This window comes from Enterobacter sp. BWH52 (genome assembly GCF_001037565.1).
Taxonomy (GTDB): domain Bacteria; phylum Pseudomonadota; class Gammaproteobacteria; order Enterobacterales; family Enterobacteriaceae; genus Enterobacter; species Enterobacter hormaechei_C.
In genome coordinates, this window is sequence record NZ_KQ089854.1 from 4,275,678 (window position 1) to 4,295,962 (window position 20,285).

Sequence of the window (20,285 nt, forward strand, 5' to 3'; positions counted from 1 at the left end):
TTTTTATCATCTTTGGAATACGCACACTCCGTGCGCAGGCCCGTGCCAGACAGCCATAACAACCGGATTATCCGCTCCGGCAAAGGGAGGAATGGCTCGCCACTCCCCGTCAGGTAAAACAATCTCTGCGACGTCATCCGTCGCGTTCAGCGTCACCAGCCACGCATCCGAAAGCAGGATTTGCAGACAGGGTATGCCGTGTTGCCACTCTTGCGCGCTTAACGGTTGCGCGTCTTTATTCAGCCAGCGAACGTTGCCGTCGCCCTCTTCCCACCAGCGATCGGCGGTGAGCGCGGGGATGCGCTGGCGAAGATGGATCAGCGCCGCGGTGAAATGGGTCAGCCCGCTGTTCGCTTCTCCCCAGTCGAGCCAGGTCAGGGTGTTGTCCTGGCAATAGGCGTTGTTGTTGCCGTGCTGGCTGTGGCCGTGCTCATCGCCCGCCAGCAGCATCGGCGTGCCCTGCGACAACAAAAGCGTCGTCAGCAGCGCATGAACGCTGGCGCGTCGCCGCTCGATCACATCCAGACTTCCGCCTAACCCTTCTATACCATGGTTAAAGCTATGGTTATTGTTAGTCCCATCGCGATTCTCCTCGCCGTTTGCCTCATTGTGTTTCTGATTGAAACAAACGCAGTCGCGCAGCGTAAAACCGTCGTGCGCCGTCACCAGGTTAATGGTGGCCGACGGACGTTTGCCGTCACGCTTAAAGAGATCGCTGGAGCCGGCAAAGCGACCGGCAAACTCCCCCAGCGACAGATCGCGCGTCAGCCAGAAGCGGCGGACGGCATCGCGGAAGTGGTCGTTCCACTCGGCAAACAGCGGCGGGAAGTTCCCCACCTGATAACCGCCCTCGCCGATGTCCCAGGGCTCCGCAATCAGCTTCACCTTTGAAAGCACCGGGCAGTTTTTGATGGCCTCAAACAGCGGCGCCTGCTGGCTGAACGCCGGGGTGCGCCCCATCACTGGCGCCAGGTCGAAGCGAAAACCGTCAACGTGGAACGTCTCAACCCAGTATTTCAGGCACTCGTACGCGTAATGCGTAACGGCCGGATGACTGAGGTTGAGGGTGTTACCGCACCCGGTCCAGTTCTCGTAATCGCCGTCGTCCCTGATCCAATAATAGCTACGGTTATCGATTCCGCGCTGTGAGAGCGTCGGGCCGTCAAGATCGCTTTCCGCACTGTGGTTCAACACCACGTCCAGAATGACTTCGATACCCGCCGCGTGAAGCGCTTTCACCGCATCGCGAAACTCATCCCGCGCCTTCTCAGGATTCACCGCATAACGCGGATCGAGGGCGAACAACGCCAGCGGGTTGTAGCCCCAGTAGTTGCTTAACCCGAGACGCTGTAGCCGCGGCTCGCTGGCGAAATGCGCCACGGGCAACAGCTCCAGCGCGGTGATCCCTAAGTGCTTCAGGTACGCGACCATCGTCGGATGCCCAAGCGCTTTGTAGGTGCCGCGCATCTCTTTGGGAATTGACGGGTGCAGATACGTCAGCCCTTTGACGTGGGCTTCATAAATAACGGTGTTGCCCCAAGGCGTACGCGGCGGGGCATCGTCTTCCCAGTCGTAGAGATCGTGCACCACCACGCTTTTGGGCGCGACGGGCGCACTGTCGCGGTGGTCAGGTTCGCCGTAGCCAACGTGGAACAGCGGGTCATCTTTAAACTCACCGTCCACCCGGTGCGCACAAGGGTCAATCAGCAGCTTCGCCGGGTTAAACCAGTGCCCCTGAGAGGGCTCCCAGGGGCCGTGTACGCGAAAACCGTAGTGCATCCCCGGCCGTCCTCCGGCCAGGTAGCCATGCCAGGTATCCCCCGTGCGCGCCGGTAAATCGTAACGGTGCTCGTTACCTTCCCCGTCAAACACACAGAGTTCCACCCGCTCCGCATGGGCGGAAAAGAGCGTGAAGTTCACCCCCTTTCCGTCAAAACTCGCCCCGAGCGGTTCGGGTTTACCTGCCGTAAGCTGCGTCATTCTCCCTCCCGCACCAGCCAGATTGTGCCAAGCGGCGGCAGCGTCAGGCTCAGGGAGTTCGGACGGCCATGGCTTTCAATGGCATCGCTCTGCACCAGCCCGCCGTTACCCGCATTGCTGCCGTGGTAGTGCATGGAGTCGGTATTGAGAATTTCGCGCCATTTGCCCGGCTGGTTAATGCCGAAGCGGTAGTGTTCACGCGGCACTGGCGTGAAGTTGCTGGCGACGATGATCTCGTTACCCGCCTTGTCGCGGCGCGCAAAGACAAACACCGAGCGCTCGTGGTCGTCCACCACCAGCCACTCAAAGCCGTACGGATCAAAGTCCAGCTCGTGCAGCGCTTTGTGGTGGCGATAGGTCAGGTTCAGGTCACGGACCAGACGCTGTACGCCGTGGTGCCAGTTGTCCGCGCCTTCCAGCAGATGCCAGTCAAGGCTGGTATCGTGGTTCCATTCGCGCCCCTGCGCAAATTCGTTGCCCATAAACAGCAGCTTTTTGCCCGGGAAGGCGAACATCCAGCCGTAGTAGGCGCGCAGGTTGGCAAACTTCTGCCACGCGTCCCCCGGCATGCGGTCGAGAATGGATTTCTTGCCGTGCACCACTTCATCGTGCGACAGCGGCAGCATGAAGTTTTCGGTGTAGTTGTAGAGCAGCCCGAAAGTGAGCTTATCGTGGTGATACTGACGATAAACCGGGTCGAGCTTCATGTAGTCGAGCGTGTCGTGCATCCAGCCGAGGTTCCACTTGTACCAGAAGCCCAGTCCGCCCATTGACGGTGGACGGGAAACGCCCGGGAAGTCGGTGGACTCTTCCGCCATGGTCACGGCACCTTCCACCTGCTCCCCGATGATGCGGTTGGTGTTGCGCAGAAACTCAATCGCTTCGAGGTTTTCACGCCCGCCATACTCGTTCGGGATCCACTCACCCTCTTTGCGGCTGTAGTCGCGGTAAATCATCGACGCCACCGCATCGACGCGCAGGGCATCAATGCCGAAACGCTCGATCCAGTACAGCGCGTTCCCGACCAGGTAGTTCGATACTTCACGGCGACCGTAGTTGTAGATCAGCGTGTTCCAGTCCTGGTGATAGCCTTCGCGCGGGTCGCTGTGCTCGTAAAGCTTTGTGCCGTCGAACTCTGCCAGCGCAAAATCATCCGACGGGAAGTGGCCCGGCACCCAGTCGAGGATGACGTTCAGCCCGGCGGCGTGCGCGGCATCGATGAAATAGCGGAAGTCATCGCGCGTACCAAAGCGGCGCGTAGGCGCATACAGCCCGGTTGGCTGATAGCCCCAGCTGCCGTCGAACGGGTGCTCGTTGATCGGCAGCAGTTCCAGGTGCGTAAAGCCCATCCATTTGGCGTACGGCACCAGCTGGTCCGCCAGCTCGCGATAGCTCAGCCAGAAGTTGTTATCGGTGTGGCGACGCCACGAGCCGAGATGCACTTCATAGACGGAGATCGGCGCATCAAAGCGGTTAGCCTGCTTGCGCTCTTCCGTCTGGACAACCTTCTCCGGCAGGCCGCAAATCAGCGAGGCGGTATTCGGGCGCAGTTCGGCCTCAAAGGCGTACGGGTCAGATTTAATGCGCAGCTTGCCGTTGGCATCGATCATCTCGAATTTGTAGAGCTGACCGTTGTGCGCGCCGGGGATAAACAGCTCCCAGATGCCGGTTTCCCGGCGCAGGCGCATGGGGTGACGACGACCGTCCCAGTAGTTGAACTGCCCGACAACGGAGACGCGCTGGGCGTTTGGCGCCCATACGGCAAAACGCGTGCCGGTGATACCGTCCATGGTATCCGCATGGGCACCCAGCGTTTCGTAAGGGCGTAAATGGGTCCCTTCGGACAGCAGCCAGGCGTCCATCTCTTTTAAAAGCGGGCCGAAGCTATAGGGATCGTCAATCAGGTTTTGCTGACCGTGCCAGATAACGGCAAGCTGATAACGAAAAGGATTTTTACGGCGGGGCATGACGCCCGAGAAGAAGCCACGCGAGTCGAGGCATTCCAGATTACCCACCTTGCGGCCGGTTTTGGGTTCGATAACCCACACTTCTGTTGCATCCGGTAACAGCGCACGAACTTCCAGTCCGGCCTCTGTACGGTGCATCCCTAGCACAGAAAAGGGGTCGGCAAAGTGACCCGCAATAAGCGCATTAATCACGTCTCTCGAAATACGATCGGACATGGTATTCATCCTGTTTTTTTATGTCGCCCTTTTTACGCGCTCCGGGACGACTTTTAATGTGACCTAAACGGTGCAGTTAATCCTCTCTGCTCCGCCCTACCCTCAGGTGAGAAATAAATCTTCCTTAAAGCATAGCCAACGTCGTGGGTCCTCCTGATAAAAAATAAGACATCTGCGTTTTACTCCATGTAGTACGCAAAAAAAGGGGGTGACAATCACCCCCCGTGTTTAACAAATTATTACGCCAGCTGGCGCAGCATGCGGCGCAGCGGCTCGGCAGCACCCCACAGAAGCTGGTCGCCAACGGTGAACGCGGAGAGGTACTCCGGCCCCATGTTCAGCTTGCGCAGGCGGCCAACCGGGGTGGTCAGCGTGCCGGTGACGGCTGCCGGGGTCAGTTCGCGCATGGTGATATCGCGATCGTTTGGCACCACTTTCGCCCACGGGTTATGCGCGGCCAGCAGCTCTTCCACGGTCGGAATAGACACATCTTTTTTCAGTTTAATGGTGAAGGCCTGGCTGTGGCAGCGCAGCGCGCCGATACGCACGCACAGACCGTCAACCGGAATGGTGTTCGCGGTGCCGAGGATTTTGTTGGTCTCAGCCTGGCCCTTCCACTCTTCGCGGGTCTGGCCGTTATCCAGCTGTTTGTCTATCCACGGGATCAGGCCGCCGGCCAGCGGTACGCCGAAGTTATCCACCGGCAGCTCGCCGCTGCGGGTGAGCTGAGTGACTTTACGCTCGATATCGAGGATCGCGGACGCCGGGTCTGCCAGCTCGGCAGCGACGCTCTGGTGCAGCTGGCCCATCTGGGTCAGCAGCTCGCGCATATGACGCGCGCCACCGCCGGACGCCGCCTGGTAGGTCGCCACGGAGACCCACTCCACCAGATCCTGTGCGAACAGACCGCCGAGAGACATCAGCATCAGGCTGACGGTGCAGTTACCGCCAACAAAGGTTTTCACGCCGTTGTTCAGGCCGTCGGTGATGACGCCCTGGTTAACCGGGTCGAGAATAATGATGGCATCGTCTTTCATGCGAAGCGAAGAGGCCGCGTCAATCCAGTAGCCCTGCCAGCCGCTTTCACGCAGCTTCGGATAGATTTCGTTGGTATAATCGCCGCCCTGGCAGGTCACAATAATGTCGAGTGCCTTCAGCGCCTCCAGGTCGTAAGCATCCTGCAACGTGCCTGTGGTACCCCCAAAGGACGGTGCAGCCTGGCCGAGCTGGGAAGTGGAGAAGAAGACCGGGCGGATGGCGTCGAAATCGCGCTCTTCAACCATGCGTTGCATGAGTACAGAGCCGACCATACCGCGCCAGCCGATAAAACCAACGTTTTTCATAGCATTTTTTTCCTGCAAGGGGTGTGTGCTGATTGTGCAAGCCAGTATTGAACTGGGATATGCTTCACATTACAAAATGCTGCCAAAGTCGCAAGCGAAATTAATCGATGATTGCCCGGCAATCAGAAAAAGTGCTAATCATCGCAATGACCACAATAAGTATCAGGGATAATTTAAGATGAGTGAAATCATTTCCGCAGCGGTTTTATTGATCCTGATTATGGATCCGCTCGGTAATCTGCCGATCTTCATGTCGGTGCTGAAGCACACCGAGCCGAAGCGCCGTCGGGCGATCATGATCCGCGAGCTGCTCATCGCCCTGCTGGTGATGTTTATCTTCCTGTTCGCCGGTGAAAAAATTCTCGCTTTCCTGAACTTACGCGCCGAAACGGTCTCCATTTCCGGCGGGATCATTTTGTTCCTGATTGCCATTAAGATGATTTTCCCGAGCGCGGAGGGCAGCAGCAGCGGCCTGCCTGCGGGTGAAGAGCCGTTTATCGTGCCGCTGGCGATTCCGCTGGTCGCCGGGCCAACGATTCTGGCCACGCTGATGCTGCTGTCGCATCAGTATCCGAATCAGATGAGCCATCTGGTGATTGCCCTGCTGATCGCCTGGGGCGGGACGTTTATTATCCTGTTGCAGTCGTCGCTGTTCCTGCGCCTGCTGGGTGAGAAAGGGGTGAACGCGCTGGAGCGCCTGATGGGGCTGATTCTGGTGATGATGGCAACGCAGATGTTCCTGGACGGGATCCGAGCGTGGATGAAAGGATAGGTAAAAGCAAAACGGCAATCCTTGATTGCCGTTATTAGTGTTTGCTCCCTCTCCCCGTGGGAGAGGGAGAAAACCGGGATTAGCTCAGCAGCGTAAACGCAATCATCCCGACAACCGCACCCGTCGTGCCGAGGATGGTTTCCATCAGCGTCCAGGTTTTCAGGGTTTGCGCTTCGGTTGCGCCGGTAAATTTACCGAACAGCCAGAAGCCTGCATCGTTCACGTGAGACACCACAATCGAACCACCCGCGATACAGATAGAGAGCGCCGCCATCTGCGCGCCGGAGTAGTTCAGCTGTTCAATCACCGGCATTACCAGACCCACGGCGGTTAAGCACGCCACGGTCGCGGAGCCCTGAATGATACGCACCGCCGCGGCCAGCACAAAGCAGGTGACCGCAATCGGCAGGCCCATTCCGGTCAGCGCTTCGCCCAGCGCCGGGCCAACGCCGGAATCCACCAGCACCTGCTTGAACACGCCGCCCGCCCCGATCACCAGCAGGATAATCCCCGCCGGTTGCAGCGCGGCACCACAGATCTCCATCACGCGGTCTTTCGGCATGCCCTGACGCATTGCCAGGCCGTAAATCGCGACCAGACACGCCACCAGAATCGCAGTGAACGGATGACCAATAAATTCGAACCATTCGTAAGCGGTTGACCCCACCGGCACAAAGCGTGCAGCGATGGTTTTCAGGCCCACCAGCACCAGCGGCAGCAGGATCAGCGACAGACTGAAGCCGAAGGACGGCATTTTACCCTCGCCCAGGTGCGGCTCGGTGATGTCGTCCGGAATGTGCAGCTCAACGTAACGGCTGATAAAGTTTCCCCACAGCGGACCGGCGATAATCATCCCCGGTATCGCCGCACACAGGCCAATCAGGATCATCCAGCCAAAGTCAGCATGCATCTGGGAGGCCAGCAGCATCGGCGCAGGCCCCGGCAGCAGGAACGCCGCCGCCGCCGCCACGCCCGCAAACAGCGGAATGACCAGCTTCACGAGGTTAGTACCGGTATGGCGCGCCATGGAGAATGCGACGCTTATCAGCAGCACAACGGCCACTTCAAAGAACAGCGGCAGCGCGCAAATCAGACCGGCCAGACCAATCGCGTAGTGCGCACGGCTGTGCCCGAAGGATTTCAGCATCTTGACCGCAATCTGATCGACCGCGCCCGTCTCGTGCAAAATCTTGCCAAACATCGCGCCCAGTGCCACCACAATGGCCAGGAAGCCGAGCGTGCCGCCCATCCCTTTTTCCATCGTCGCCGCGATTTTGTCGAGCGGCATGCCGGAAAAGAGACCAGCACCAATAGAAACCACCATCAAAGCAACGAAGGCGTGCATACGTGCCTTCATCACTAAAAACAGCAGCAGCAATACGGAACCCACTGCTGTCAAAACTAGCGTTAATGTACTCAAAACTTACTGCCTTTTATTAATAACCTCGATGGTGCTGGCAACAACACCTTCCAGCGGCTGATCGATATCAACCACTAAGACATCCTGCTCGTCAGCACCCGGCTCCTGCAACGCTTCGAACTGCGTTACCAGCATCTGGGTTTTGAAGAAGTGGCCTTTACGCGCCTTCAGGCGGCTTTCAATCACCCCGAAATCGCCTTTCAGGTAGATGAAAGAGAGGTTCGGGTTGCCGTCGCGCAGCAGGTCGCGATAGGTTTTTTTCAGCGCGGAACAGACGATCAGGGAGACTTTATTGGTGCGCTGCATCGCGAACGCGGCGTCATTCAGCGCCTGCAACCACGGTTTGCGGTCGTCGTCGTTCAGCGGCTCGCCGGAAGCCATTTTCATGATGTTGCTACGCGGATGGAGGAAGTCACCATCAAGAAACGCAGCCTGGAGTTGATGCGCCACTTCGCTCGCCACGGCAGATTTACCGCTACCGGACACGCCCATCAGGACGTAAACGTGGTGATCGTGATTAGTCGTGCTCAAAGGGTGTCCCTCAGTCAATTGTTACGGGTAACAGTTATCGGTAACATTGTCCTGCCGGGGCATAAGAGAAGCAATATCCAAACGTGCGCGAAGTGAATAAGTGTGAGCTACTTCAAATTTGTCGGATTAAATAGATCCACCCGGTGACAAGGTGAAACCTAAATCTAACATTTTAGGGGTAACTGCCTCACCACGAATGCGCGCCAGCAGGCGTTCTGCACCAATGCGGCCCATGCGTTCACGCGGGGTCAGGACGCTCGCCAGACGCGGCTCCATCACCTGGCCAATGTCGTGGCCGTGGAAACCGGCAATCGCCATATCATCCGGGATTTTTAAACCCAGACGCTGGCACTCAAACGCCGCGCCGACCGCAAGGTCATCGTTGGTACAGAAAATACCGTCCAGTTGCGGATACTCGCGTCGCGCCTGACGCATCAGCTCAATACCCGACGTGTAAGAAGAAGATTGCTCCACCATCACGCTGTACGGGGTTAAACCGGCGTCGAGCATCGCCTGCTCGTATCCCTTCTGTTTGATGATAGTACGTTCATCCAGACGCGCACCCAGATAGGCCACATGGCGATGACCGCGGGCGATGATCGCCGCTGTCATCTGACGCGCCGCTTCAAAGTTATCGAACCCCACGGCGATGTCGAGGCACGGCGACTGGCTGTCCATCAGCTCCACCACCGGAATGCCTGCCACTTCAATCATTTTCAGCGTGCGCGGGGTGTGAGTACGTTCCGTTAAAATCAGGCCGTCGATGTTCCAGGAAAGCATCGATTCAAGACGTTCCTCTTCCAGTTCCGGCTTGTACCCGTAGTGGGCGAGCATGGTCTGATAGCCAAACGCATCGGTGACGCTTTCGATGCCACGCAGCACTTCGGCGAATACCTGGTTGGTTAAGGAAGGAAGCAGGACACCCACCGCACGGCTGGTCGCATTGGAGAGAATATCGGGCGCGCGGTTGGGGATATAACCCAGTTCATCAAGGGCGGCGGCAATCTTGCCACGCAACGCCACGGAAACCTGTTCCGGGTTACGTAAAAAACGGCTGACCGTCATTTTGGTCACACCGACGCGATCGGCGACATCCTGAAGTACGGGGCGTTTCTTTTTCATCGTCCTGAGAAATCTTGAAGTGAGAGATTTGCTCAGTTTATCACGGACAAAGCTCAACCTTCCCCGTTTAAAGGGAAGGTTGAGAAATTATTTAGACCGGCGGCAGGTCAAACAGCAGAATTTCACTTTCGCTGTCGGCATGCACGGAGAGCGCCTGCTCATCCCAGACGGCCAGACCATCGGCGGTTGTCGCTTTGGTGCCATTGATGGACACCTCCCCTTTCACCACCTGGATCCACACGCGGCGGTTGGCGGCGATCTGGTGCACAGACTGTTCATCTTTCGCCAGCGCCCAGCGGTACAGCTCCATATCCTGATGCACTTTCAGGGAACCTTCACGCGCATCCGGCGAGAGCACCAGCTGTTTGCCCTGTTTCGCGTCGAAGCGGCGCTGCTCGTAGCGTGGCGTGATGCCGGTCTCTTCTGGAATGATCCAGATTTGATACAGGTGCAGTTTTTCCGTTTTGCTCGGGTTGTACTCAGAGTGACGCACCCCGGTCCCCGCGCTCATAATCTGGAACTCGCCCGCCGGAACCTGCTCTTTGTTGCCCATGCTGTCCTGGTGCTCAACCGCCCCTTCCAGCACATAGGTCAGGATTTCCATGTCTTTGTGCGGGTGGGTACCGAAGCCCTGGCCTGCATCAATCACGTCATCGTTAATCACGCGCAGTGCGGAGAAGCCCATGAAGTTCGGGTCGTAGTAGTCGGCAAACGAGAATGAATGCCATGAGTCCAGCCAGCCATGATTCGCGTGACCACGTTCGTTTGCTTTGCGTAAGTAGATCATTGTTTTCACCCTCAGTTCGTTTCGATGGAGTAAGTGTGGACGCAAACGCCCTGGGATCATAGAGGGTGAAAATTGACTCCTCTGTTCAAAAATTGTGAACAAGCGCAGAGGAGCCGTTTTTGCTTATTTCGCGAGGGTTACCGTGGCAGGAGAAGCCTGTTCGAAGGCCCGTTCGAGGATTTCCAGGTTGGTCAGAACGTCAGATTCCTTGACGTAATTCGCCGTGCCGTTTGTGAGGGTCTCAAACAGCGCATCATAGACGCGTCCATAGTCGCCCGTTTCCGGCTTCAGCTCTTCCCTGACCGTCACGCCCTCGTCGTTCACGTACTCCAGCACGCCCACGGAATCATCTGCCGCAAAGCCCGGTTCACCCGGCATGATATTGGCCTTCAGGCTGGTCTCCTGCTGGTCAATGCCGTACTTGATAAAGGAGCCTTTCTTGCCGTGAACGATAAATTTCGGGTAGTCGATTTTCACCAGATGGCTGGTTTTCACGATGGCTTTGAGATCGCCGTAGAACAGCTGTGCTTCAAAGGTATCGTCCGGGTTGGCCTTATTGCGCAGGCTGCGGATGTCATACGCCACGTGGTCCGGGCGGCCAAACAGGGAAATAATCTGGTCCATGGTGTGCACGCCCAGACCGTAGAACGACCCGTCCTGCGGCAGTCCGGGCTGGGTTTCCGCCACCGGGCGGTAGTAATCGAAGTGGCTTTCGATTTCCACGATCTCGCCGAGTTTGCCGCTCTCAATCGCCTTTTTCGCCGTCAGGAAGCAGCTGTCAAAGCGTCGGTTCTGGTACGGCGTGACGGTCAGGCCTTTGCTTTTCGCCAGCGCAAAGAGTTCCTTCGCTTCGGCGATGGTCGGAGTGAACGGTTTTTCCACCAGCACGTTTTTACCTGCTTCCAGCGCGCGTTTCGCGTAGTCAAAGTGGCTGTCGGCGTGGGTACAGACCACCACCAGCTTCACCTGCGGATCATTTAACACTTCATCAAGATCGCTGGTGAAATGAATATGGGAATACTGCGGAGACTGTTCTTCCGGCTTCGCGCTGCGGCGGTAGATATGAGCGACGTGCCAGGTCTCTTTACGGTTGAGAACATACGGAAGGTGGTAACGCGTGGTGCTTTTGCCAAATCCAATAAATGCGCAGTGTAGTGTCATGGCTCAGTCCTTTTTCGAAGGTTGCTGAGTCTAACCATAACAAAAAAAAAGCCAGCTAAAAGCTGGCTAAAGTAATACTGGAAGCAATGTGAGCAATGTCGTGCTTTCAGGTTCCCGTAGGAGGTCTTCCTGAACGCAGAGCAATAATAATCATTCTCATTCGCACTTGTCCAACACTTTTTGCAAAAAATAGCGATTGACTCAACTTTTAAAGTCACTGATGTTGGAGGGGACTTTTAACTGACTGAGGAACAAGGAATGAGTGAGATAGTGATACGCCACGCTGAACCGAAAGATTACGACGCCATTCGTCAGATCCACGCCCAGCCGGAGGTGTACCACAACACGCTACAGGTTCCTCATCCTTCAATGGAAATGTGGCAAATGCGGCTAGGCGAACAGCCGGGCATTAAACAGCTGGTTGCCTGCATTGATGATATCGTGGTCGGCCACCTCACCATTGATGTCGCCCAGCGACCACGCCGCAGCCACGTTGCCGATTTCGGTATATGCGTTGGCGCAGAGTGGCATAACCGCGGCGTGGCCAGCGCGCTGATTCGCACCATGATCGATATGTGCGACAACTGGCTGCGCGTCGACCGCATCGAGTTAACGGTGTTTGTGGATAACGAACCGGCAATCGCGGTGTACAAAAAGCACGGGTTTGAGATTGAAGGCACCGGCAGGCGCTATGCCCTGCGCAACGGCGAGTATGTGGATGCGTATTATATGGCGAGGATGAAGTAATGAGTTGCCGGGTGGCGGCTTCGCCTTACCCGGCCTACGTCCGTGCCGTTGTAGGCCCGGTAAGCGCAGCGCCACCGGGCAACAAAATCAATACCCCGCCGTTAAATCATCCACCGAACGCGGGTCCGACGCGCCAAACAGCGCGCCATCCGGTCCGACCATAATGCTCTGGGTGCTGCCCATCGCCTCCTTCACCGCCACCTTCTGCCCGCGCTGCTCAAGCAGCTTGAGGGTGTCCGGGCTAAAGCCCTTCTCCACGCGCAGCTCGTCCGGCAGCCACTGGTGATGGAAACGCGGCGCATTGGTCGCTTCGGCGACGTTCATCCCAAAGTCGATGCTGTTCACCACCATTTGCAGTACGGTGGTGATAATCCTGCTCCCGCCAGGGCTGCCTGTCACCAGCCAGGTTTTGCCGTCTTTCACCACAATGGTGGGCGACATGGACGACAGCGGACGCTTCTTTGGCCCTACTGCATTTGCATCGCCGCCGACCAGGCCGTAGACGTTCGGCACGCCCGGCTTGGCAGAAAAATCATCCATCTCGTTGTTCAGCAAAATACCGCTGTTGCCCGCCACAATCCCGGTGCCGAAAGTGGTGTTAAGCGTGTACGTCACCGCCACCGCGTTACCGTCTTTATCTACCACCGAGAAGTGGGTGGTCTGGTTACTTTCATACGGCGCCAGCTTGCCCGGGCGGATCTCGCTCGACGGTTTAGCCTTGTTGATGTCGATCTCATCGGCAATCGATTTGGCATAGGCTTTGTTGGTCAGCGCCTGCCACGGCACCTTTACGAAGTCCGGGTCGCCGAGGTATTCCGAGCGGTCAGCGTAGGCGCGCTTTTCCGCCTCGGCCATCACCTGCATGGCATCGGCGCTACCGAAGCCATACTTGTGCATATCGAAGTTTTCCAGAATATTGAGGATCTGCACGATGTGAATGCCCCCGGAAGACGGCGGCGGCATGGAGAAGACCTCGTAGCCGCGATAGGTGCCGCTAATCGGCTCGCGCTCCACCGCCTTATATTCCGCCAGATCCGCTTTGGTGATCAGCCCGCCGTTCTTCTGCATCTCATCCGCAATCTGATCGGCAATCGGCCCCTTATAGAAGGCATCCGGACCGTTTTCGGCAATCAGTTCGAGACTTTTTGCGAGGTTCTTCTGCACCAGCTTATCGCCCTTCTTCAGCGGCTCGCCGTCTTTCCAGAAGATAGCCTTGCTGTTCTCATGATTGGGAATAACTTCGCTGCCGTAGGTTTTGAGGTCGTCCGCCAGCGCGTCGTTGACGACGAAGCCGTCGCGCGCCAGCCTGATGGCAGGCTGCACCACTTTATTCAGCGGCAGCGTGCCGTATTTTTCCAGCGCCAGCGAGAACCCCGCAACGGTACCCGGCGTGCCGGAGGCAAGGTGCGAGGTCAGGGATTTTTTACTGTCCGGATTACCCTGATCGTCGAGGAACATATCGCGGGAGGCCTGGTTCGGCGCCATCTCACGGAAGTCGATGGCCGTGGTTTTACCGTCTTTCGTGCGCAGCATCATAAACCCGCCGCCGCCCAGGTTCCCCGCCTGTGGATGCGTCACCGCCAGCGCATATCCCACCGCGACCGCCGCATCCACCGCGTTACCGCCCTGTTTAAGAATATCGACGCCCACCTGCGTTGCCAGCGCGTCAACCGAGGCCACCATGCCGTGCGTCGCCCGCACGGGGTGAAAAACATCCTCCTCCACGCCGTAAGAGACCGGTGGAGCAGCGGGCGGGTTGGCCGCCACGGTAAATGTGCCGCCTGCCATCAGCGCAGCGATGGCGACCCAGCGCAAAAAGGTTGGTTTCATCATTATTGTTCTCCAGGTGAAGGGGCCCATATTCCCCGCTTAAGCCTGGTTCACAACTCTTAAAAAATCATCGTTATGCAGGAATGAGGATAAACTTAAGAGAAGCCTCAAAGGAGGAGATAACCATGAAACGATTACTGATCCTGACCGCGCTGCTTCCGTTCGCCGCGCTCGCACAGCCAATCAACACCCTGAACAACCCGAACCAGCCGGGCTACGTCATTCCGAGCCAGCAGCGTATGCAGACGGAGATGATGAGCCAGCAACAGCAGCAGAAAGGGATGCTCAATCAGCAGTTAAAGACGCAGACCCAGGTGCAGCAGCAGCACCTGCAAAACCAGATGAATACCAACACCCAGCGCGTACAGCAGGGCCAGATGCTTGAACAGCCGCTGCCTAATACAAACGGTGGGATGTTAGGAGGCGGAGTATCGCAAAGCAGCGGTCAGCAGCACATGCTGCCGACCCAGCAGAACGGCAGTATGCTTAATAAATAAAGTTCGGCCCGATCTGGTCAATCGCATCGGTACAGATGCTGTCCACGCCCCAGCGCAGCAGCTCGGCTGCACGCTGGGGTTTGTTGACGGTATACACCAGGATATGCAGACCGGCCTCCTTCAACAGCGTCACGCGCGCTTCATCCAGCAGCTTATGGTTGAGGTGGATCGACACGCAGCCTAAGCGGGTCGTCAGCGCGCGCCAGTCTTCTCGCCACGCATCCAGCAGCAGCCCGCGCGGCAACTCCGGAACGGCGGCCTGTGCGGCTTCCAGCGCGTCGATATCAAACGACGACAGCAGCGGCGCGGTCATCCCTTCCCACAGCTCACGCGCGGCAAGGGCAATCACTTTACCCGTCAGCGGCCCGGTGCCGGTGGTCGGTTTGATTTCAATATTGGCCATCATGCCGTGTTGACGACAGCGGTCCGCCACTTCCGCCAGCAGCGGCAGCGGTTCGCCTTTGAATTCGCCGCTGAACCAGCTTCCGGCGTCCACCTTCAGCAGGTCACGCCACGGCAGTTCACCCGCCACGCCCCAGCCGTTGCTGGTGCGTTCGAGGTTGTCGTCGTGCAGCAGGAAAATTTCGCCGTCCTTCGACAGCTTGGCGTCGAACTCGATCATCGTGTGGCCGTAGCGTGCGCCAACGTCAATTGCCGCCAGGGTGTTTTCCGGCGCCAGTTTACCGCCGCCACGGTGGGCGACGATGTGGGGGTAAGGCCAGTTGCTCATACTCGTTGTCCTGTTTCACCGTCAAATAAGTGCAGGTGATTTTCCGGCATATGCAGCCACAGCGTGCTGCCTGCTTTCGGGCGCTCCTGATGCGGCAGACGCACTACCAGCTTTTGCTCGCCCCAGCGTCCGTGCGCCAGGTTGTCTGCGCCCAGCATCTCCAGCGTGTCCATCACCAGCTGCACGCCGCCGTCCGCCTGAGACGTCAAACCAATATGCTCGGGGCGGATACCAAGCGTCATCTTACGCCCGGCGTAGCCACGATAGTACCAGTTGATCGGCAACGCCATCCCGCTTTCCAGCTCAAAATGGGTTCCCGCCGCATTGATCCGCCCGTCCAGCAGGTTCATCGCCGGGCTGCCGATAAAGCTCGCCACAAAACGGCTGGCCGGTTTCTCGTAGACTTCCACTGGGGTGCCAATCTGCTCGGCGATGCCTTTGTTCATCACCATCACGCGCTGGGCGAGGGTCATGGCTTCAACCTGATCGTGGGTCACATAGAGGGACGTGGTTCCCAGCCGCCGATGCAGCTGCTGTAGCTCAAGACGCATCTGCACGCGCAGTTTGGCGTCGAGGTTTGACAGCGGTTCGTCGAACAGAAATACCGCCGGATCGCGCACGATGGCGCGCCCCATCGCCACGCGCTGGCGCTGGCCGCCGGAGAGCTCGCGCGGGCGACGCTTGAGCAGGCCGTCCAGCTCCAGAATGCGCGCGGCCTCTTTCACGCGCTCCTCGATATGGCCTTTGCCCATACCGCGAATTTTCAGCCCCCAGGCCATGTTCTCTTCCACGCTCATGTGCGGATAGAGGGCGTAGTTCTGGAATACCATCGCGATGCCGCGATCTTTGGGTTCCATCTCGGTAACGCGCTGGCGGTCAATCCAGATATCCCCGGACGTCACACGCTCCAGCCCGGCCACCATACGCAGCAGGGTGGATTTTCCGCAGCCGGACGGGCCGACCATCACGATAAATTCCCCGTCCGCCACGTCGAGCGTCAGCGGCTGAATGACCTGGGTTTTGCCGTCCCAGCTTTTGGTTACTGCCTGTAATTTTAAACCTGCCATCTTATTTCTCGCTATCGACCAGGCCGCGGACAAACGCGCGCTGCATGGCTAAAACAATGACTACGGGTGGGATAAGGGTGAGCAGCATCGCCGCCATCACCTGGTTCCAGAGGGTGGTGCCTTCGCCGGTGGCGATCATGCCTTTGATGCCTGCCACGGCGGTGCCGAGGTTGACGTCCTGAACGATCAGCAGCGGCCACAGATACTGGTTCCAGCCGTAGATAAAGGTGATCACAAACAGCGCCGCGAGATTGGTTTTCGACAGCGGCAGCACGATGTCGCGGAAGAAGCGCATCGGCGAGGCCCCGTCGATGCGCGCGGCTTCAATCAGCTCATCCGGCAGGGTCATAAAGAACTGGCGGAACAGGAAGGTGGCGGTCGCCGAGGCCATCAGCGGCAGGGTTAAGCCCGCGTAGCTGTCGAGCATCTTCAGGTTGGCGATCACCTCCACCGTCGGGAAGATACGCACCTCCACCGGCAGCATCAGGGTAATGAAAATCATCCAGAAAAACAGGTTACGCAACGGAAAGCGGAACCAGACGATGGCGAAGGCCGAAAGCATCGACACGGTGATTTTGCCGACGGTGATGCCGAACGCCATGATGAAACTGTTGAGCATCATCAGCCAGAACGGCGCGCTGTTAGCGCCCACGCCCTGCGTCCAGATAGTCTTCATGTTCTCGAAAAGATGCGTGCCTGGGATCAGCGTCATTGGCGTGTCGAACACCGCTTTGGTGTCCAGCGTGGCGGCGACAAAGGCCACGTACAGTGGGAACAGGATGACGAGGATGCCCAGGATTAGCAGGGTATGGCTGAAAATCGTCAGCCCGCGACGGTTCTCAATCATTGGTAGCGCACCTTACTTTCGACATAGCGGAACTGCACCACCGTGAGGATGATGACGAGGAACATCAGCACGACCGACTGTGCAGCAGAGGCTGAGAGATCAAGCCCGGCAAAGCCCTCGCGGTAGATCTTGTAAATCAGCGTGGTGGTTGCCTGCACCGGGCCGCCCGCGGTGGCGGCGTCGATCACCGGGAAGGTGTCGAAGAAGGCGTACACCAGGTTCACCACCAGCAGGAAGAAACTCACCGGGGCGATCAGCGGCAGCGACAGCCGGAAGAAGCGGCGCACCGGCCCTGCGCCGTCGATGGCGGCGGCCTCCACCAGCGAACGCGGGATAGACTGTAGCGCGGCAAAGAAAAACAGGAAGTTATAGCTGATCTGCTTCCACACCGAGGCGAACACCACCAGGAACATCGCCTGACCGCTATTCTGGGCGTGGTTCCAGTCATAGCCAAACTCACCCAGGAAGTGGGTAATCAGCCCGCGGCCCGGGTTAAACAGGAAGATCCACAGCACGGCGGCCACGGCGGGAGCCACGGCGTAGGGCAGCAGCATCAGGGTCTGATACAGACGGCTGCCCCGTACTACGTAATCCACCAGCGCGGCGAAAAACAGCGACGCGACAAGACCGCTGACGGTGACCAGCGCGCTGAATTTGATCGTCGTCCAGAAGGAATCCAGGTAGTAGCTGTCGTGGAACAGCGCGGTAAAGTTGTCCAGCCCGACAAACTGGCTGGAAAGCCCGAACGGATCGACGCTTTGTACCGAGTACCACAGCGCTTCGCCCGCAGGCCAGATAAAGAAGATGACGGTGATGACCAGCTGCGGCGCGACCAACAGGTACGGCAGCCAGCGGGAACGGAACACCGGACGGGATGATGACATAGGTTAGCTCAGGTTGGTTTCCCCTCACCCCGTCCCTCTCCCAAAGGGAGGGGGATATGTTCCCTCTCCCTTTGGGAGAGGGTTAGGGTGAGGGCAAAAAGATTAAGACTTCGTCGACTGCTCAAAGCGGCGCAGCAGCTGATTCCCGCGCTCTACCGCGGAATCCAGCGCCTGCTGTGGCGTTTTCTTCCCGGTCCAGACGCTTTCCAGCTCTTCATCGACGATGGTGCGGATCTGCGGCATGTTGCCCAGACGCAGGCCTTTGGTGAACGGCAACGGCGGCTTGTTCAGCATCTGACGCGTCGCGATATCCGCGCCCGGGTTCTTGCTGTAGAAGCCCTGCTCGCGGGTCAGGTCGTACGCGGCTTTGGTGATCGGCAGGTAGCCGGTCTTCTGGTGCCACTCGGCGGCGTTTTCCGGCTTCGCCAGGAAGTCGAGGAACTCGGCCACGCCTTTGTAGGTGCCGTTGTCTTTACCCTGCATCACCCACAGGCTCGCCCCGCCGATGATGGCATTCTGCGGCGCGCCTTTGACGTCAGCGTCGTACGGCATCATGCCCACGCCGTAATTGAATTTGGCGTAGTGACGGATGTCTGCCAGCGAGCCAGATGAGGCGGTGGTAATGGCGCAATCGCCGTTGTAGAACTTCTCGGTGGATTCGTCTTTACGCCCGAAGTAGCTGAAGTCGCCCTTCTTATTGAGTGCTTCCAGCAGCGCGATGTGCTTCACCTGCTCCGGCTTGTTGAACTCCAGCACCGCGTCGGTACCGTCGAAGCCGTTGTTTTTGGTGGCAACCGGCAGGCCGTGCCAGGCGCTGAAGTTTTCAATCTGGATCCAGCCCTGCCAGCCGCTGGCGTAGCCGCACTTCATCCCCGCCGCTTTCAGCTTCGCGGTGTATTCGGCCAGGTCCTGCCAGGTTTTTGGCGGCTGCTCCGGATCTAAACCGGCTTTCCTGAAGGCGTCTTTGTTGTAGTACAGCACCGGCGTGGAGCTGTTAAACGGCTGGGACAGCAGATGCCCGCTTTTGGAATCCGTGTAGTATCCCGCCACGGTTGGCACGAACTGGGACTCGTCAAAGTTAATGCCCGCCTCTTTGAACACCTCGTACACCGGCTTGATGGCTTTGGAGGCCATCATGGTCGCGGTGCCCACTTCATAAACCTGTAACAGCGCAGGCGCGTTGCCGGTACGGAAGGCGGCGATGCCCGCGCTCAGGCTCTGCTCGTAGTTGCCTTTGTACACCGGCACAATTTTGTAATCCGGATGGGTGTCGTTGAAACGCTGCGCCAGGGAGTCAACTTCTTTACCCAACTCCCCTTCCATGGAATGCCAGAACGGAATGGTCGTCACAGCCATTGCGTTCGTCGCAAAAGCCAGACCCAGTGCCAGACCCAAAGCTGTGTGTCGTAACGATGTCATTGTCATCTCTCTTATTGTGCCGGATGCGCGATATCACGCGTTTTATGCTCGCGAGGTAACATGACATGCTCGAATGACAGAAAAATAACTGTTTGTTTACAGACAGGTGACAGCCAGGCGTCAGAGGGATGATGGTTGTGTGAAGGGGTTTAGATGTTGGGTACGGTCTGGTGCCCTCACCCCGGCCCTCTCCCACAGGGAGAGGGAGAAAACACTAAAAAGGCAACTTGCGTTGCCTTTTTGCTTTTACCTATCCGCCCAGGTACGCGCTCCGCACCGCTTCGTTCGCCAGCAGCGCATCGCCGGTATCGGAGAGCACCACGCGCCCGTTCTCCAGCACATAGCCGCGGTCAGCGAGCTTCAGCGCCTGGTTGGCGTTCTGTTCGACGAGGAAGATGGTCATCCCCTCTTTGCGCAGCTGCTCAATGGTATCGAAAATCTGCTGGATGATGATTGGCGCAAGACCGAGCGACGGTTCATCCAGCAACAGCAGACGCGGCTGGCTCATCAGCGCGCGGCCAATCGCCAGCATCTGTTGCTCGCCGCCGGACATGGTGCCCGCGCGCTGAATACGACGCTCCCACAGGCGCGGGAAGAGTTCGTACACCCACTTGATGCGGGTCTGGTATTCATCCCGGTGGGCGAAGAAACCGCCCATCGCCAGATTCTCTTCCACCGTCATGCGGGAGAATACGCGACGCCCTTCCGGGACAATCGCCACCGCTTCACGCATGATTCTGGCGGTCTGCCAGTCGGTAATGTCTTTGCCGTCAAACACAATCCGCCCGCTGGTGGCGCGCGGGTCGCCGCACAGGGTGCCGAGCAGCGTGGTTTTGCCCGCGCCGTTAGCCCCAATCAGGGTGACGATTTCGCCCTGATTAATATGCAGGCTGACATCGTGCAGCGCCTGAATTTTGCCGTAGTGCGCGTTGACCTTGTCGAACGTTAACATCGCTTTTTCCATC

At 58.0% G+C, this 20,285-nt stretch carries 18 protein-coding genes; 3 read left to right on the plus strand and 15 right to left on the minus strand.

What is annotated here, in order from left to right; translation table 11 throughout:
• Positions 1–6: 6 nt before the first annotated feature.
• The 3 genes from glgX to asd all read right to left on the minus strand — a co-directional run bounded on the left by glgX (position 7) and on the right by asd (position 5,506).
• Positions 7–1,980 (minus strand): glycogen debranching protein GlgX, encoded by a 1,974-nt coding sequence (glgX, locus tag SK47_RS20255; RefSeq protein WP_003861580.1) that lies wholly within the window; start codon positions 1,978–1,980, stop codon positions 7–9.
• Positions 1,977–4,163, minus strand: a complete 2,187-nt coding sequence (glgB, locus tag SK47_RS20260) for a 1,4-alpha-glucan branching enzyme (RefSeq protein WP_023314968.1) — start codon at positions 4,161–4,163, stop codon at positions 1,977–1,979. Before glgB ends, glgX begins: the two co-directional genes overlap by 4 nt.
• Positions 4,164–4,402: 239 nt before the next feature.
• Complete coding sequence (asd, locus tag SK47_RS20265; protein WP_003861575.1) at positions 4,403–5,506, minus strand: aspartate-semialdehyde dehydrogenase; 1,104 nt, start codon at positions 5,504–5,506, stop codon at positions 4,403–4,405.
• A gap of 178 nt (positions 5,507–5,684) precedes the next feature.
• On the opposite strand from asd, the gene yhgN reads away from it, so the two are divergent.
• On the plus strand, positions 5,685–6,278 hold the full coding sequence (gene yhgN, locus SK47_RS20275; protein ID WP_003861574.1) for an NAAT family transporter YhgN: 594 nt from the start codon (positions 5,685–5,687) through the stop codon (positions 6,276–6,278).
• Between the two features lie 79 nt (positions 6,279–6,357).
• Here yhgN and gntU read toward each other — a convergent pair whose 3' ends face one another.
• From gntU to SK47_RS20300, 5 genes are all read right to left on the minus strand, one after another.
• Positions 6,358–7,698, minus strand: coding sequence for a gluconate transporter (gntU, locus tag SK47_RS20280; protein ID WP_003861572.1), 1,341 nt, complete (start codon positions 7,696–7,698; stop codon positions 6,358–6,360).
• A gap of 3 nt (positions 7,699–7,701) precedes the next feature.
• Positions 7,702–8,229, minus strand: a complete 528-nt coding sequence (gene gntK, locus SK47_RS20285) for a gluconokinase (protein WP_003861569.1) — start codon at positions 8,227–8,229, stop codon at positions 7,702–7,704.
• Positions 8,230–8,355: 126 nt separating this feature from the next.
• Positions 8,356–9,351: a gluconate operon transcriptional repressor GntR gene (gene gntR, locus SK47_RS20290; protein WP_003861567.1), complete on the minus strand. Its 996-nt coding sequence runs from the start codon at positions 9,349–9,351 to the stop codon at positions 8,356–8,358.
• A 91-nt stretch (positions 9,352–9,442) separates the two neighbouring features.
• Positions 9,443–10,138, minus strand: a complete 696-nt coding sequence (locus SK47_RS20295) for a pirin family protein (RefSeq protein WP_003861565.1) — start codon at positions 10,136–10,138, stop codon at positions 9,443–9,445.
• A gap of 123 nt (positions 10,139–10,261) precedes the next feature.
• Entirely contained in the window at positions 10,262–11,299 is a 1,038-nt protein-coding gene (locus SK47_RS20300; RefSeq protein ID WP_003861563.1) for an oxidoreductase, read from the minus strand.
• A 258-nt stretch (positions 11,300–11,557) separates the two neighbouring features.
• Here SK47_RS20300 and yhhY point away from each other — a divergent pair, with 258 nt between their 5' ends.
• Complete coding sequence (gene yhhY, locus SK47_RS20305; RefSeq protein WP_003861561.1) at positions 11,558–12,046, plus strand: N-acetyltransferase; 489 nt, start codon at positions 11,558–11,560, stop codon at positions 12,044–12,046.
• An 87-nt stretch (positions 12,047–12,133) separates the two neighbouring features.
• On the opposite strand, the gene ggt is transcribed toward yhhY, so the two are convergent.
• Complete coding sequence (gene ggt / locus SK47_RS20310; RefSeq protein WP_003861559.1) at positions 12,134–13,879, minus strand: gamma-glutamyltransferase; 1,746 nt, start codon at positions 13,877–13,879, stop codon at positions 12,134–12,136.
• A gap of 122 nt (positions 13,880–14,001) precedes the next feature.
• On the opposite strand from ggt, the gene SK47_RS20315 reads away from it, so the two are divergent.
• Complete coding sequence (locus SK47_RS20315) at positions 14,002–14,373, plus strand: DUF2756 family protein (protein ID WP_003861557.1); 372 nt, start codon at positions 14,002–14,004, stop codon at positions 14,371–14,373.
• Here SK47_RS20315 and ugpQ read toward each other — a convergent pair.
• The 6 genes from ugpQ to livF form a co-directional block, all read right to left on the minus strand.
• Complete coding sequence (gene ugpQ / locus SK47_RS20320; protein WP_045336146.1) at positions 14,363–15,103, minus strand: glycerophosphodiester phosphodiesterase; 741 nt, start codon at positions 15,101–15,103, stop codon at positions 14,363–14,365. The genes SK47_RS20315 and ugpQ overlap by 11 nt on opposite strands.
• Positions 15,100–16,170 (minus strand): sn-glycerol-3-phosphate import ATP-binding protein UgpC, encoded by a 1,071-nt coding sequence (locus SK47_RS20325; RefSeq protein WP_048244986.1) that lies wholly within the window; start codon positions 16,168–16,170, stop codon positions 15,100–15,102. The genes ugpQ and SK47_RS20325 overlap by 4 nt, the downstream gene beginning before the upstream one ends.
• 1 nt (position 16,171) lies before the next feature.
• Positions 16,172–17,017 (minus strand): sn-glycerol-3-phosphate ABC transporter permease UgpE, encoded by an 846-nt coding sequence (gene ugpE / locus SK47_RS20330; RefSeq protein ID WP_023314971.1) that lies wholly within the window; start codon positions 17,015–17,017, stop codon positions 16,172–16,174.
• Positions 17,014–17,901 (minus strand): sn-glycerol-3-phosphate ABC transporter permease UgpA, encoded by an 888-nt coding sequence (gene ugpA / locus SK47_RS20335; RefSeq protein ID WP_003861551.1) that lies wholly within the window; start codon positions 17,899–17,901, stop codon positions 17,014–17,016. The genes ugpE and ugpA overlap by 4 nt, the downstream gene beginning before the upstream one ends.
• Positions 17,902–18,003: 102 nt before the next feature.
• Positions 18,004–19,320: a sn-glycerol-3-phosphate ABC transporter substrate-binding protein UgpB gene (gene ugpB / locus SK47_RS20340; RefSeq protein WP_022651963.1), complete on the minus strand. Its 1,317-nt coding sequence runs from the start codon at positions 19,318–19,320 to the stop codon at positions 18,004–18,006.
• A 250-nt stretch (positions 19,321–19,570) separates the two neighbouring features.
• Entirely contained in the window at positions 19,571–20,284 is a 714-nt protein-coding gene (livF, locus tag SK47_RS20345; RefSeq protein WP_022651964.1) for a high-affinity branched-chain amino acid ABC transporter ATP-binding protein LivF, read from the minus strand.
• Between the last annotated feature and the right edge of the window lies 1 nt (position 20,285).

Excerpts from the sequence above, each read along its gene's own strand:
- glgX (WP_003861580.1), bottom strand. The coding sequence starts at position 1,980 with ATGACGCAGCTTACGGCAGGTAAACCCGAACCGCTCGGGGCGAGTTTT.
- glgB (WP_023314968.1), bottom strand. The coding sequence starts at position 4,163 with ATGTCCGATCGTATTTCGAGAGACGTGATTAATGCGCTTATTGCGGGT.
- asd (WP_003861575.1), bottom strand. The coding sequence starts at position 5,506 with ATGAAAAACGTTGGTTTTATCGGCTGGCGCGGTATGGTCGGCTCTGTA.
- yhgN (WP_003861574.1), top strand. The coding sequence starts at position 5,685 with ATGAGTGAAATCATTTCCGCAGCGGTTTTATTGATCCTGATTATGGAT.
- gntR (WP_003861567.1), bottom strand. The coding sequence starts at position 9,351 with ATGAAAAAGAAACGCCCCGTACTTCAGGATGTCGCCGATCGCGTCGGT.
- SK47_RS20295 (WP_003861565.1), bottom strand. The coding sequence starts at position 10,138 with ATGATCTACTTACGCAAAGCAAACGAACGTGGTCACGCGAATCATGGC.
- SK47_RS20300 (WP_003861563.1), bottom strand. The coding sequence starts at position 11,299 with ATGACACTACACTGCGCATTTATTGGATTTGGCAAAAGCACCACGCGT.
- yhhY (WP_003861561.1), top strand. The coding sequence starts at position 11,558 with ATGAGTGAGATAGTGATACGCCACGCTGAACCGAAAGATTACGACGCC.
- ggt (WP_003861559.1), bottom strand. The coding sequence starts at position 13,879 with ATGATGAAACCAACCTTTTTGCGCTGGGTCGCCATCGCTGCGCTGATG.
- SK47_RS20315 (WP_003861557.1), top strand. The coding sequence starts at position 14,002 with ATGAAACGATTACTGATCCTGACCGCGCTGCTTCCGTTCGCCGCGCTC.
- ugpQ (WP_045336146.1), bottom strand. The coding sequence starts at position 15,103 with ATGAGCAACTGGCCTTACCCCCACATCGTCGCCCACCGTGGCGGCGGT.
- SK47_RS20325 (WP_048244986.1), bottom strand. The coding sequence starts at position 16,170 with ATGGCAGGTTTAAAATTACAGGCAGTAACCAAAAGCTGGGACGGCAAA.
- ugpE (WP_023314971.1), bottom strand. The coding sequence starts at position 17,017 with ATGATTGAGAACCGTCGCGGGCTGACGATTTTCAGCCATACCCTGCTA.
- ugpA (WP_003861551.1), bottom strand. The coding sequence starts at position 17,901 with ATGTCATCATCCCGTCCGGTGTTCCGTTCCCGCTGGCTGCCGTACCTG.
- ugpB (WP_022651963.1), bottom strand. The coding sequence starts at position 19,320 with ATGACATCGTTACGACACACAGCTTTGGGTCTGGCACTGGGTCTGGCT.
- livF (WP_022651964.1), bottom strand. The coding sequence starts at position 20,284 with ATGGAAAAAGCGATGTTAACGTTCGACAAGGTCAACGCGCACTACGGC.